The organism is Chitinimonas sp. JJ19 (assembly GCF_036961565.1).
Lineage (GTDB): Bacteria > Pseudomonadota > Gammaproteobacteria > Burkholderiales > Chitinimonadaceae > Chitinimonas.
In genome coordinates, this window is record NZ_JBAMDD010000012.1 from 39,229 (window position 1) to 52,656 (window position 13,428).

General features: G+C 59.5%; 13 protein-coding genes. 9 read left to right on the forward strand and 4 right to left on the reverse strand.

Translation table 11 applies throughout. The features are described from left to right. Positions 1–22 precede the first annotated feature (22 nt). Complete coding sequence (locus V7714_RS14895) at positions 23–613, forward strand: Maf family protein (protein ID WP_335710416.1); 591 nt, start codon at positions 23–25, stop codon at positions 611–613. Between the two features lie 97 nt (positions 614–710). On the opposite strand, the gene V7714_RS14900 is transcribed toward V7714_RS14895, so the two are convergent. Next, on the reverse strand, positions 711–3,020 hold the full coding sequence (locus V7714_RS14900) for a penicillin-binding protein 1A (RefSeq protein WP_335710417.1): 2,310 nt from the start codon (positions 3,018–3,020) through the stop codon (positions 711–713). Between the two features lie 171 nt (positions 3,021–3,191). On the opposite strand from V7714_RS14900, the gene V7714_RS14905 reads away from it, so the two are divergent. Genes V7714_RS14905 through V7714_RS14940 form a run of 8 tightly spaced genes read left to right on the forward strand, consistent with a single transcriptional unit; the run spans position 3,192 to position 10,383 of the window. Then, a complete protein-coding gene (locus V7714_RS14905) occupies positions 3,192–4,262 on the forward strand; it encodes a pilus assembly protein PilM (RefSeq protein ID WP_284196955.1) in 1,071 nt (356 codons plus the stop codon). Continuing rightward, positions 4,259–4,855 (forward strand): PilN domain-containing protein, encoded by a 597-nt coding sequence (locus V7714_RS14910; protein ID WP_335710418.1) that lies wholly within the window; start codon positions 4,259–4,261, stop codon positions 4,853–4,855. The genes V7714_RS14905 and V7714_RS14910 overlap by 4 nt, the downstream gene beginning before the upstream one ends. Next, positions 4,852–5,517, forward strand: coding sequence for a type 4a pilus biogenesis protein PilO (locus V7714_RS14915; protein ID WP_335710419.1), 666 nt, complete (start codon positions 4,852–4,854; stop codon positions 5,515–5,517). The genes V7714_RS14910 and V7714_RS14915 overlap by 4 nt, the downstream gene beginning before the upstream one ends. 14 nt (positions 5,518–5,531) lie before the next feature. Then, positions 5,532–6,065 (forward strand): pilus assembly protein PilP, encoded by a 534-nt coding sequence (locus tag V7714_RS14920; RefSeq protein WP_335710420.1) that lies wholly within the window; start codon positions 5,532–5,534, stop codon positions 6,063–6,065. Beyond that, the gene (pilQ, locus tag V7714_RS14925) at positions 6,062–8,140 is read left to right on the forward strand and encodes a type IV pilus secretin PilQ (protein ID WP_335710421.1); all 2,079 of its coding nucleotides are present in this window, start codon (positions 6,062–6,064) and stop codon (positions 8,138–8,140) included. Before V7714_RS14920 ends, pilQ begins: the two co-directional genes overlap by 4 nt. Before the next feature lie 20 nt (positions 8,141–8,160). After that, a complete protein-coding gene (locus tag V7714_RS14930; RefSeq protein ID WP_308447505.1) occupies positions 8,161–8,706 on the forward strand; it encodes a shikimate kinase in 546 nt (181 codons plus the stop codon). Then, entirely contained in the window at positions 8,687–9,754 is a 1,068-nt protein-coding gene (gene aroB / locus V7714_RS14935; protein WP_335710422.1) for a 3-dehydroquinate synthase, read from the forward strand. Before V7714_RS14930 ends, aroB begins: the two co-directional genes overlap by 20 nt. Next, positions 9,754–10,383, forward strand: a complete 630-nt coding sequence (locus V7714_RS14940; RefSeq protein WP_335710423.1) for a sugar transferase — start codon at positions 9,754–9,756, stop codon at positions 10,381–10,383. The genes aroB and V7714_RS14940 overlap by 1 nt, the downstream gene beginning before the upstream one ends. 146 nt (positions 10,384–10,529) lie before the next feature. Here V7714_RS14940 and V7714_RS14945 read toward each other — a convergent pair whose 3' ends face one another. From V7714_RS14945 to rfbB, 3 genes are read right to left on the reverse strand one after another with little or no spacing between them, the layout of a single operon-like run. Next, positions 10,530–11,483, reverse strand: coding sequence for a glycosyltransferase (locus V7714_RS14945; RefSeq protein ID WP_335710424.1), 954 nt, complete (start codon positions 11,481–11,483; stop codon positions 10,530–10,532). Further along, positions 11,464–12,345 (reverse strand): glucose-1-phosphate thymidylyltransferase RfbA, encoded by an 882-nt coding sequence (gene rfbA, locus V7714_RS14950; protein WP_335710425.1) that lies wholly within the window; start codon positions 12,343–12,345, stop codon positions 11,464–11,466. Before rfbA ends, V7714_RS14945 begins: the two co-directional genes overlap by 20 nt. Continuing rightward, on the reverse strand, positions 12,342–13,403 hold the full coding sequence (rfbB, locus tag V7714_RS14955; RefSeq protein WP_335710493.1) for a dTDP-glucose 4,6-dehydratase: 1,062 nt from the start codon (positions 13,401–13,403) through the stop codon (positions 12,342–12,344). The genes rfbA and rfbB overlap by 4 nt, the downstream gene beginning before the upstream one ends. Between the last annotated feature and the right edge of the window lie 25 nt (positions 13,404–13,428).

Sequence of the window (13,428 nt, forward strand, 5' to 3'; positions counted from 1 at the left end):
GGCCGCAGTCTGAGTCTTGACCATGACCAAACCCACGATATACCTGGCCTCGGCCAGCCCGCGCCGGCGTGAACTGTTGGGCCAGATCGGTGTGCCTATCGAGCTGGTGCGCTGCGAGATAGACGAGTCGCCGCTGCCTGGCGAGCAGGCGCTGCCTTATGTCAGCCGTCTGGCCAGGGCCAAGGCGCAAGCAGGCGTGGCGACCTATCGCCGCGAGGGACGTGCGCCACGGTTGCTGTTGGCAGCGGATACCACGGTGGCGCTGGATGGCCTGATCTTGGGCAAGCCGGAAAGCCAGGAAGACGCCGTGGCCATGCTGATGCGCTTGTCCGGCAGCTGCCATCAGGTGTTGACCGGCGTGGCCTTGACGGATGGCGAGCGGACGGAGACTGCGGTTTCCACCAGCCAGGTGCGCTTTCGCGATCTGGGCGAGGCAGAGATACGGGCCTATGTGGCCAGCGGCGAGCCCATGGACAAGGCGGGCAGCTATGGTGCCCAAGGCCTGGGCGCTATCTTGATCGCTGAGTTGCAGGGCAGTTTCAGCGGTGTGGTGGGTTTGCCGCTATGTGAGACGGCCGAGCTATTGCGCCGGTTCGATTACCCGCTACTGTAACCGCTGCCGGAATCGGCTGGCGGCGGGCTGCTGGTGGGCTGGATGTACAAAGGGGTGTGCCTGGGCACACCCCTTTGCTTATTGCACATGGCAAGGGTCAGAACAGCAGGTCTTTCACCTCGTCATTGATGGTCTGGCTGGCGGGGGCGTTACTACCGCCCAGCCCCAGCTCGCTATTGGTTTCCAGGAACTCGGCGTAGAAGTATTCCTCGCGTGGTCCGCGGCCTGTTTCTATCGTCTGGGTCACCACGCCCTCGGGTATTGGGTACTGGTAGTTGGGCGCGCCCTTCAGTGCCTTGCCCATATAGTCGATCCAGATCGGCAGGGCAGCGTGGCCGCCTGTTTCGGCGCCGCCCAGTGATTTGGGCTGGTCAAAGCCTATCCATACCACCGACACCAGTTTTTGCTGATAGCCGGCAAACCAGGCATCGAAGGTGTCGTTGGTGGTGCCGGTCTTGCCGGCCAGGTCGGTACGGTTCAGGACATTGGCCTTGGCCGCAGTGCCGAAGCGGGTCACATCCTTCATCATGCTGGTCATGATAAAGGCGTTACGGGCATCCAGCGTGCGGGGGGCATTGATGCCGGCCACCTCGGGGGCGGTACGGGCGATGACCTGTCCCTGGTTGTTTTCAATACGATCAATAAAGTAGGACCGCACCCGGTAGCCGCTGTTGGCGAACACGGCGTAGCCCTCGGCCATCTGCAGTGCGGTGACACTGCCGGCGCCCAGAGCCATGGTCAGGTAGGGCGGGTGGTTACGGCCCTCGAAGCCAAACTTGCTGATATAGCTTTGGGCATACTCGGGTGAAATGGCCTGCAGGATGCGGATGGAAACCAGGTTCTTGGACTTGGTCAGGGCATCGCGCATGCTCATGGGGCCGCTGTACTTGCCGTCGAAGTTCTTGGGCTCCCAGCGTTGGCCGCCAATGGATGAGGGGTCTATCTCCAGTGGGCTGTCATTGATGATGCTGGCGGGTGTGAAGCCGCGCTCTATGCCGGCCGAATAAATAAACGGCTTGAAGCTGGAGCCGGGCTGGCGCCAGGCCTGGGTGACGTGGTTGAAGTGGTTCTTGTCGAAATCGAACCCGCCGACCAGGGCGCGGATGGCACCATCCTTAGGGTCCAGCGAGATCATGGCGACTTCGGCCTCGGGCAACTGGACGATCTGCCAGTCATTGCCTTTGAGCTGCATGCGCACCACCGAGCCACGGCGCAATTGCTGGGCGGGCTGCAGCTTGGTGTTGAGCGCACGGGCGGCAAATTGCAGGCCCTTGCCGCTGACATCGACTATCTTGCCGCCGCGCAGATACACCTTGACCAGATTGCGCTCGGCGGCGAGCACGATGCCAGGTGACAGTTCGCCGAGCTGTTTCTGGGTGGAGAGGAAATCCTCCAGCTGCTCGGTGGGGGCGATCACGCCGGCGGGCAGTTCGATAAACCCTTCGGGGCCGCGATAGCCATGCCGGCGATCGTAGTCCAGCAGGCCGCGCTTGGCGGCTTCGTGGGCTGCCGTTTGGTGCGCGGCGGACAGGGTGGTATAGACGCGATAGCCCTTGGTGTAAATCGCGTCCTTATATTTGTCGTGCATCGCTTGGCGGACCATCTCGGCAACATAACCGGCCTGTACTGGGAATGATTCGCTTATGCGGCGGACCGATAGGGGCTCTTTCACGGCCGCTTCGTATTGCACCTGATTGATGAAATTCAGTTCGCGCATTCTGCGCAGCACATAGCGCTGGCGTTGCTGGGCGCGTGGCGGGTTGACCACCGGGTTGTAGCTGGAGGGTGCCTTGGGCAGGCCTGCCAGCATGGCCATCTCGGCGATGCTTAATTGCTCCAGTGTCTTGCCATAGTAAATATTAGCGGCCGAGGCAAAACCGTAGGCGCGCTGGCCCAGGTATATCTGGTTGAAATACAGCTCCAGTATCTGGTCTTTGCTCAGGCTATGCTCAATCTTGAATGAGAGCAGCGCCTCATTGAATTTGCGGGTAAATGTCTTTTCGCTGGACAGAAAGAAATTGCGCGCCACCTGCATGGTTATGGTACTCGCGCCCGACTGCGCGTGCCCGCTGACTAGATTGGAGAGTACGGCTCGCCCGACGCCGATGTAATCCACGCCGCCATGTTGATAGAAGCGCTCGTCCTCGGCTGCCAGTATGGCCTGCTTCATCAGCACGGGCACCTTGCCTATGGCCACGAAGGCACGGCGCTCCTCGCCAAACTCGCCTATCTGTACACCATCCTGGGTGTACACGCGCAGGGGAATCTTGGGTTGGTAGTCCGTGAGCACCGCCAGCGAGGGCAGCTTGGGGTAAGTGACGGCGATGGCGATCGCCAGAACGCCTATCATGGTGATGAGGATGAGGCTCAATAGAGCGACGGTGAGTAGCAGCCAGCGTTTTTTCATTGCCAAGTACGATTTTTTGGGGTGCGGGATAAGTAGGATACGTCAGTTAGGGCACAGTTTAAGATAAATGCATAAATTGCCTTTACACCCTGATGGTGGGCTGCTACGATTTAAAGTGACTACTATATTTAAAAGTGCTGCCAAAGTGCTAATTCATAAAGGGAATTTAAGTTGAACCTCGATTTCCTAAAGCCCAAAGCCCCTCCACTGATCGGTGTTGATATCAGCACATCGGCGGTGAAGATGGTGGAGTTGTCGGAGACGGGCAAGCACCTTGCCGTTGAACGTTATGTCATTGAACCACTACCCAAGGACGCGATTGCCGATGGCAATATCGCGAATCTAGAGGTGGTGGGTGAGGCCGTCAAGCGAGCCTGGCGCATGCTGGGTAGCCGCGTCCGTAACGTGGCGCTGGCGTTGCCGACGGCCGCTGTCATCACCAAGAAAATCACCGTGCCAGCCGGGCAGACCGAGGCTGAACTGGAGATGCAGGTCGAGACAGAGGCCAACCAGTACATCCCCTTTGCGTTGGATGAGGTCAACCTCGACTTCCAGGTGCTGGGCCCTTCGCCCGCTACGCCGGATGAAGTGGAAGTCCTGATTGCCGCCTCCCGCAAGGAAAAGGTCGAAGACCGGGTTGCCGTGGTCGAAGCCGCCGGTCTGAAAGCCCTGGTGGTGGATGTGGAGTCGTTTGCCACGCAGGCCGCCTATGAGTTGATTGAGCATCAGCTACCGCAGTCCGGCAAGGACCAGACCATCGCCATTGTTGATATTGGCGCCGCCATGATGCATATCAATATTGTTCGCGATGGTGTGCAGGTTTATGCCCGTGAACAGGCATTTGGCGGTAACCAGTTGACCCAGGACATACAGCGGAAGTTCAGTCTGTCTGCTGAAGAAGCGGAAGCTGCCAAGCGTAATGGTGGCCTGCCGGATAACTACGAACCCGAAGTGTTGCAGCCTTTCATGGATTCCTTGGCCATGGAAATCTCCCGCGCTCTGCAGTTCTTCTTCACCTCCACCCAGTACAACAGCGTGGATCATATCCTGCTGGCGGGTGGGTGCAGTGTGATTGCCGGGCTGGATGAGGTTGTGGCCAGTCGAACCCAGGTCAGTACCATGATCGCCAACCCTTTCTTGAATATGACGCAGTCCAGCCGAATCAAGACCCGTCAGCTGCTCCTGGATGCTCCTTCCTTGCTCATTGCGTGTGGCTTGGCACTCAGGAGGTTTGACCAATGATACGTATCAACCTCTTACCGCACCGGGAGCAGAAGCGTAAGGCTCGGGTGCGGCGCTTTACTGCGTTGTCCGCGATGTCGGTTCTGGTCGGTGCTGCTGTGGTGGTGTTTGCCTATTTGCTTATCAGCGCCCAGATATCGAACCAGGAAGAGCGTAATGCTTTTCTGACGGACAAGAATGCGGAGCTGGACAAGCAGATTGCCGAGATTGAAACGCTCAAGAAAGAGCGTCAGCAACTGCTGGATCGGAAGAAGGTGGTTGAACGCCTTCAATCCAATCGAGGTGAAGCCGTGCAGATGCTGGACCAGCTGGCGCGCCAGGTGCCCGAGGGGATCTTCCTCAAGGAGATCAAGCAGACCAACGACCAGCTCTTGTTGATCGGTTATGCCCAGTCGAGTGCGCGGGTATCCACCTTGATGCGCAGCCTGGAGGATTCCTTCATTTTCGAGCAGCCCAATCTGATCGAGATCAAGGCGAATACCGCAGGCGGTCAACGCGTCAACGAGTTCAGTCTGAACGTGAAAGTGACGCGCGAGAAGGACGAGGCTGATGAGAAGGGCAAGGCCAACAAGAAAGAGGCGCCAAAGCCATGAATCTAGATGAATTACGGCGGCTAGACCCCAAGGATATTGCGAATTGGCCGGCGGCAGTGCAGCTGGTCACCCTCGCCCTGTTTTCTGTAGTAGTGATAGTGCTGGGTTATTTCCTGCTGCTGGCAGGCGAACTGGAAATCCTGGACCAGGGTCGAGCCAAGGAGGCGGAGCTCAAGACAGCTTTCCTGGATAAGAAGGCCAAGGCGGTTAACCTGGAAGCCTATCGTTTGCAGCTCGCGGATATCCAGGAGTCCTTTGGCGCCCTGCTTAAGCAACTGCCCAGCAAGGCAGAGATGGAAACGCTGATTACCGAGATCAATCAGTCTGGCGTGGGGCGTGGCTTGCAGTTTGAGTTGTTCAAGCCCACCACGGCTGAGGTGAAGACTACGGAGTTTGCCGAGCGCCCAGTCAGCCTGAAGATCAATGGCAATTATCACGACCTAGCCGCGTTTGCCAGCGATATCGCCCAGTTGTCGCGCATCGTGACCTTGGGGGAGATCCAGATCAATACGCCTACTAACAATGTGGATGCCAAGACTGGTGCTGCAATGGGGGGCGTGCTGACCATGCAGGCCGTAGCCAAGACTTATCGAGCCCTTGATGCGGAGGAGGCTGTTGCAATGCGCAAGGCCGAGGCCGAGGCCAAGAAGAAAAAGCAGTGATTAGGGATTAAAGGATGATCGCGATGAAGAAGTCATCAACCCTGCTGCTCCTGCCCTTGCTATTGACAGCGTGTTCTGACAGCCGCTTTGAGGATTTGCAGGTGTGGATGGATGCAGAAAGCGCCAACTTGCGGGGGCGGATTGAACCGCTGCCGGAGGTAAAGCCTTATCAGCCCTTTATTTATGCTGCATTCGATATTGTTGAGCCGTTCAGCCGCAACAAGATGGAAGTGGCGAAAAAGGGTGGTGGTGGTGGTTTGGCACCCAATTTGAATCGACCCAAGGAAACCTTGGAAGCCTACGATCTGGAGAAGTTGAGGATGGTGGGTACGTTGCAGCGCGGCAAGGAGCTGAATGCCTTGATCCGCACGCCGGATGGCAATCTGTACCGGGTGAAGCTAGGTAGTTATATAGGCCAGAACTTTGGCATGGTGACTACCATTACCGAGACAGACCTGACACTGAAAGAAATTGTGGAAGACAGTGGCGGCGACTGGGTTGAGAGAACAAGCGTACTGGCGTTGGACGATACGGAGCAAAACAAATGATTAGGAAGCGGATGCAGGGATGGCTGGGTTGTATTGCGCTGGTCTTGTTGATGGGTGTTGCCCATGCTAACGAGCCCAATGCGATCAAGTCTATCGAAGTGCAGGCCGAGTCTGCCGATCACCAGGAAATCACGGTCGTGATGCAGAAAGCGCCGCAAGTGCCGGCGAGTTTTGCTGTGAATACGCCGCCTCGTATCGCGTTTGACTTCAATAACACGGTTAACGATTCGGGCAAGTCGTCCGTGCCGGTGTCGAGCGGCAACCTCAAATCCATCAGCATTGCCGAATCGGGCAGCCGTACCCGCCTGGTGTTGAGCCTGTTGCGCGGTGCGACCTACGAGACCCAGGTGGACGGCAACAAGCTGAAGATCAAGGTCAAGTCGACGGCGGCTGCGATGGCGGTCACCAATACGACGGCTCAGTTCTCCACCGCCCAGAACGCCAGCAAGGAAGCGATACGCAGTGTGGACTTCCGTCGTGGCTCCAATGGCGATGGTCGGATCCTGATCGACCTGTCCAGTCCTTCCATTGGTATTGATATCAAGCAACAGGGCAAGTCGCTGGTGCTGGAGTTCGCCAAGACCCAACTGCCTCGCCAGTTTGAGCGTCGCATGGATGTGATCGACTTTGGCACTGCCGTGCAGACTATCGATACCTATAGCCAGGGCGACACGGTCAAGATGGTGATCGAACCGCGCGGTATATGGGAGTATTCGGCCTATCAGACCGAGAATCGCTTTACTGTAGAAGTGAAGAGCATAGACGAGCGCGCCAAGAAGTTGGCTGAGCTGGATAAGCCTGTTTTCAAGGGCGACAAGCTGTCGCTGAACTTCCAGAACGTGGAAGTGCGTACGGTATTGCAGGTGATTGCCGAATTCACCGGCAAGAACATCATTACCAGCGATACCGTCAACGGCAACCTGACCCTGCGGCTGAAGGACGTGCCTTGGGACCAGGCGCTGGAACTGATACTGCAGAGCAAGGGTCTGGACAAGCGTGAGAATGGCAATGTGTTGTGGGTGGCTCCGCGCGACGAAATAGCCCTGCGCGAAACCCAGATTGCCGAAAGCAAGAAGAAGCTGGCCGAGGTTGAGCCTACCCGTACCGAATCCTTCCAGTTGAACTACCAGAAGGCTGAAGATGTTCGGGACATGCTGATGAACGAGAAGCAGCCCTTCCTGAGCAAGCAGGGCACTGCCATCGTCGAGCCACGTACCAACACCCTGATCGTGAACGACATCCCCGCCAAGCTGGATGATGTCCGCGCCCTGTTGCTGAAGACGGACACCGCTTCGCGTCAGGTGATGATCGAAGCCCGTATCGTGGTGGCCGATGACACCTTCAGTCGTGAGCTGGGTGTGCGCTTGGGCTTGCGTGCAAACCGTACCCTGGATAGTGATACCCGCATCGGTGTCAGCAATACCACTAATGCCGCCATTGATATCCTGAACAACGGGAAAACAATGGGTACGGAAGGTAGCCAGGGTTCTGTGGTGAATCTGCCATCGTCCGCCACGACGGGCGGCTCGATGGGTGTGACTTTGTTGAATGCAGCAGCTGGTATGCTGGTCAGCTTGGAGCTGCAGGCGCTGGAAGCCGAGGGCAAGGGTCGTACCGTGTCCAGCCCCCGCGTGATTACGGCCGATCAGCAGAAGGCTACGATCTCGCAAGGCCGCAAGTACTACATCATCGTACCGGGTGGTTCGGGCGATAGCGCTGCGCCGCAGGAGAAGGAAGCGGCCCTGAAGCTGGAAGTGACCCCGCGGATTACCCCGGACCGGCGCGTGTTCATGGAGCTGAAGGTCAGTAATGACGTGCTGACCCAGGGTGGCCAGTTCCCCGTGGTGGAAACCAAGGTGGTGCAGACCAATGTGCTGGTCGGCAGTGGCGACACCGCCGTACTGGGTGGTGTGTACGAAATGCAGGAAAACGACGGCGAGAGCAAGGTGCCGTTGTTGGGTGATATTCCTTACCTGGGTAACCTGTTCAAGTCCAAGCTCAAGAGCACCAGCAAGAAGGAACTCCTGATCTTTGTGACCCCGCGCATCCTGGATGACTCCTTGACACTGCGCTGATCTCAGCTTGATACGCTACAATGCCCGGCATGAATTTGCCGGGCAATTTTTTTCTTGTGGGGTTGATGGGTGCAGGCAAGACGACCATAGGTCGCAGCCTGGCGCGCCTGTCCAACAAAACCTTCTATGACGCCGATCATGAGATAGAGGCGCGCACCGGTGTGCGGGTGCCCATCATCTTTGAAATCGAAGGCGAGGCGGGCTTTCGTGCGCGGGAGGTGGAAACCATACGTGCCCTCACGGCGCTCAGCGATATCGTGCTGGCGACCGGTGGCGGTGCGGTGCTGAATCCGGCCAATCGCGATTGCCTGCGCAAGCATGGCTTTGTGATCTACCTACGGGCTTCGGTAGAGGAACTCTACCAGCGCACCCGCCAGGACAAAAACCGCCCCCTGCTGCAGACCGCCAATCCTCGGGCCAAGCTGGAGCAGCTGTATACCGAGCGCGACCCCATCTACCGCGAACTGGCCGACCTGGTGGTCGATACCGGCCGGCAGGGCGTGCAGCAACTGGCTCAATCCATACTTACCGAGTTGTCCCAACGCCATGACATCCGTTCATCTTGATCTGGGCCGCGCCAGCTATGACATTCTGATCGGCAGCAATCTGCTGGCGGACGTAAGTCCCATCGTACGGCTGCTGCCCTTGCCCAAGGTGGCCGTGGTGACCAACGTTACCGTGGCCAAGCTCTACCTCGCACCCTTGCAGGCTGCTCTGGAGGCGCAGGGGGTGAGCGTCCTGCCTATCTGCCTGCCCGACGGTGAAGCCTATAAGACCTGGGAGACCTTGAACCAGATCATGGATCAGTTACTGACCAGCCGTTGTGAGCGCAAGACCACCTTGATTGCCCTGGGCGGTGGGGTGATCGGCGACATGACCGGTTTTGCTGCGGCCATCTACCAGCGTGGCGTGCCTTTCATCCAAGTGCCGACCACCTTGTTGGCCCAGGTGGATTCCTCGGTGGGTGGCAAGACGGCCATCAACCATCCGCTGGGCAAGAACATGATAGGCGCGTTCTACCAGCCCAGACTGGTGCTGGCAGACCTGGCTACCTTGCATAGTCTACCCGCCAGGGAATATGCCGCAGGTTTGGCTGAGGTGATCAAATACGGCCTGATCGACGACCCTGAGTTCTTTGTCTGGTTGGAACAGAACATGGGCCGCTTGATGGCCCGTGATACTGCGGCGCTGGCCTATGCCGTTGAGCGTTCCTGCCGTAACAAGGCCCGCATCGTGATGGCGGACGAGCGCGAGGAAGGCCAGCGTGCCCTGTTGAACCTGGGCCATACCTTTGGCCATGCCATAGAGGCGGGCCTGGGCTATGGTACCTGGCTGCATGGTGAGGCGGTGGCGGTGGGTATGCTGCTGGCCGCCAAGGCATCGCACCTGCTGGGGCAATTGAGCGAGGATGATGTGGCGCGCATTGCCCGCCTGCTACAGGCTGCCGGCTTGCCTGTGGAGGCGCCCGCGCTGGGCTTTGAGCGCTGGTTGGAATTGATGGCGCAGGACAAGAAGGTGGAAGCCGGCCGTATACGCTTCGTGCTGTTGCGCGCGATGAGCCAGGCCTATGTGACCCATCTCGATACGGCGCAATTGCGCCAGTTGCTGAGCTGATGTCGCCCTTGTTGAGCCGCTTCAACAGCGGCACCAAGCGTCTGCTGGATATTCTGCTGGGTCTGCTGGCGCTGTTGCTGTGTGCGCCTGTGCTGCTGCTGCTGTATGGCCTGTTGTGCCTGCAGGGCGGACGGCCGCTGTTTGGCCATGTCCGGGTGGGCCGCCATGGCCGGACTTTCCATTGCTACAAGTTCCGCACCATGTATGTGGATGCCGAGCAGCGCTTGGCTGATCTGCTGGCCCGCGATCCAGAGGCACGACGGCAATGGCAGCAGGATTTCAAGCTGAAGCAGGATCCTCGTGTTACCCCCTTGGGTGCCTTCCTGCGCAAGTCCAGCCTGGATGAGCTGCCGCAGCTATGGAATGTGTTGCGAGGGCAGATGAGCCTGGTGGGGCCGCGCCCGGTCGTCAGCGAGGAGTTGCCGCGCTATGGTGAGGCCCTGGCCAGCTACCTGGCGGTTCGGCCTGGTATTACCGGTTTGTGGCAGGTAAGTGGCCGCAATGACACCAGCTATGCCCAGCGCGTGGCGCTGGATGCCCACTATGTACGCAACTGGAGCTTGTGGCTGGATTTCACCATCCTGCTACGTACCTGCCTGGTGGTGCTGAATCGGCGCGGTGCTTACTGAAAGTCGGATAACGACACCGCTTATGGATGGGGCTTGCACAGAGGGATGCTGGCGCTAAGCACCGGCGATGCCCGATACCCTGGGCTATCCCCTGATGGCAATCACCCACTTCACCTCGCCGCAGCGATGCAAGCCCATAGCCCGCGCTAAGGCCGGCCGGGGGGCTGCCACCAGCGCGGGTGCATGCTGAGGCGCTGGCATAGCCAACGGGGTAGCCGGCGCGAGCGCTTGCCCAGTTGGTAGCCCAGCCACTTCATGCCGCTAGCCTTGAGGCTGCGCCACTGCCATATCCGGCCGTGCATGCGCATGCTGCGCCACTCCGACCTGACATAGCGCAATCCTTCCCCCGCCACCTGGCCAAAGCTGTGCAGCAGCCAGGGTTCGCCCGCATGCAGGGCGCCGGTATCAAAGTAACGGCGGAATTCGGCCGTGGCCGGGTAGTTGTGCGAGTGGGCTACACAGGCGTCTGCCACGTAGGCGACGCGGAAACCTGCTTGCAGCAACCTGGCGCAGGCAAGCATGTCCTCTGCCAGCAGGGTGCGCTGTGGGAAGCCACCCAGTGCCATCAAGTCGCGTCGGCGCCAGGCTGAGAAGGAGTTGGAGCAAAAAGCAGTCTTGATGCCCAGCTGTTGCCGATCGGCGTAGCTCACCACGTGGGACCGGGCCGGATAATTGAACTGGCGGGCATGTGTCGCCAGCGGCGTGGCGTCATGGTGGGGCAGCTGCCGGCCATAGGCAGCGGCCACATCGGTCTGCTCGAACGCCACCAGCAGCCTGGCAAGGGCTTCGGGCGAGGACAGCAGGGCATCCTGGGTCATGCAGACCACCACATCGCAGTCGTTTAGCCGTTGCAGGCCCCACAAGCGGGTGCCGCCATGGTCGAAGTCCGTGCGGGCGATGCTGCACACCTCCAGCCCGGCATCGCGGGCAAGCTCGGCGGTCTGGTCGTTGGAGCTGGAGTCGATGATCAGGGTGCGGTCTGGTTGCCGGGTCTGGCTGGCCAGGGCGGCCAGCCATTCGACCCAGCGGGGGCCGGCATTCAGCGTGGGGACCAGCAGGCCTAGCCGCATGGTGCTGGCATCAGCGGAACGGCCTGTCATCTGCCAGCAGGCTCAGCAGGTATTGGCCGTAGGCATTCTTGGCCATGGGCTGGGCCAGCCGTTGCAGGGCCGCCGCGTCGATATAGCCCTGGCGGAAGGCGACCTCCTCCGGGCTGGCTATCTTCTGGCCTTGGCGCTTTTCCAGGGTCTGGATGAACAGAGAGGCCTCCAGCATGGATTCATGGGTGCCGGTATCCAGCCAGGCATAGCCCCGGCCCATGATCTCCACGTTCAGCGCATTCCATTCCAGGTAGCGGGCGTTGACGTCGGTAATCTCCAGCTCGCCCCGTGCCGAGGGTTGGATGGACTTGGCCACTTCCACCACGCGGTGGTCGTAGAAATACAGGCCGGTCACCGCATAGCGCGACTTGGGCTGTTTGGGCTTTTCCTCCAGGCTGACAGCCTGGCCCTGTGCATTGAATTCCACTACGCCATAACGCTCCGGGTCGGTCACCGCATAGGCAAATACGGTGGCGCCCTCGCTGCGCTGGGCGGCATTGGTCAGCAGGGACTGGAAATCATGGCCGTAGAAGATGTTGTCACCCAGCACCAGGGCAACGCTGTCGCCGGCGATGAATTCCTCGCCCAGGATAAAAGCCTGCGCCAGCCCGTCGGGGCTGGGCTGCACCTTGTACTGCAGCCGTATGCCCCATTGCGAGCCATCGCCCAGCAGTTGCTGGAAGCGCGGCGTATCCTGCGGGGTGGAGATCAGCAGGATGTCGCGTATCCCCGCCAGCATCAGGGTGGTCAGGGGGTAATAGACCATGGGTTTGTCGTATACCGGCAGCAGCTGCTTGCTGACGGCCAGCGTGGCGGGGTAAAGGCGGGTGCCGGAGCCACCGGCCAGGATGATGCCCTTCATGCGGGTACGCTCTCTGTGGTCGCGGCACGATAGCTGCCATTGGCAATGCGGGCCAGCCAGTCGGGATGGGCCAGATACCAGTCTATGGTCTTGCGTATGCCAGTCTCGAAGGTCTCGCTGGGGCGCCAGCCCAGCTCGCGTTCCACCTTGCGGGCATCAATGGCGTAGCGGCGATCATGGCCGGGGCGGTCGGTCACATAGCTGATCTGTTCGCGGTAGGAGCGGCCATCCTGGCGGGGGTGGGCCTGGTCCAGCAGGTCGCAGATCAGGTGGACGATCTCGATATTGGGCTTTTCGTTCCAGCCGCCGATATTGTAGGTCTCACCCAGGCGGCCGTGACCCAGTACCTGACGTATGGCGGCGCAGTGGTCACCCACATAGAGCCAGTCACGCACGTTCTGGCCATCGCCGTAGATGGGTAGGGCCTTGCCGGCCAGCGCGTGGGTAATCATCAGCGGTATCAGCTTCTCTGGAAACTGATACGGCCCGTAGTTGTTGGAGCAGTTGGTGGTCAGTACCGGCAGGCCATAGGTATGGTGCCAGGCCCGTACCAGATGATCGGATGCCGCCTTGGAGGCGGAATAGGGGCTGTTGGGCTGGTACTGGTGGGTTTCGGCGAAAGCAGGGTCTTGCCGCTCCAGCGAGCCGTAGACTTCGTCGGTGGAGACATGCAGAAAGCGGAAGTCGGCCTTGGCCGCCGCCGCCAGGCCTTGCCAGTAGGCGCGTGTGGCCTCCAGCAGGCGGAATGTACCCAGTACATTGGTCTCGATGAAATCGGCCGGGCCGTGTATCGAGCGGTCTACATGCGATTCCGCCGCAAAATTGATGATGGCGCGCGGCTGATACTGGCTCAGCAGCTGTGCCAGCAGGGCGCTGTCGCCTATGTCACCTTGTACCAGGCGGTGGCGATCATCGTTGGCCAGGACTTGCAGATTGTCGCGGTTGCCAGCGTAAGTCAGCTTGTCGAGGTTGATGACGGGCTCGTCGCACTGCTTGAGCCACTCCAGAATAAAATTGGCGCCGATAAAACCCGCGCCGCCGGTAACAAGAATCAAGATGCACTCCGAATAGATAAGGCGGCAG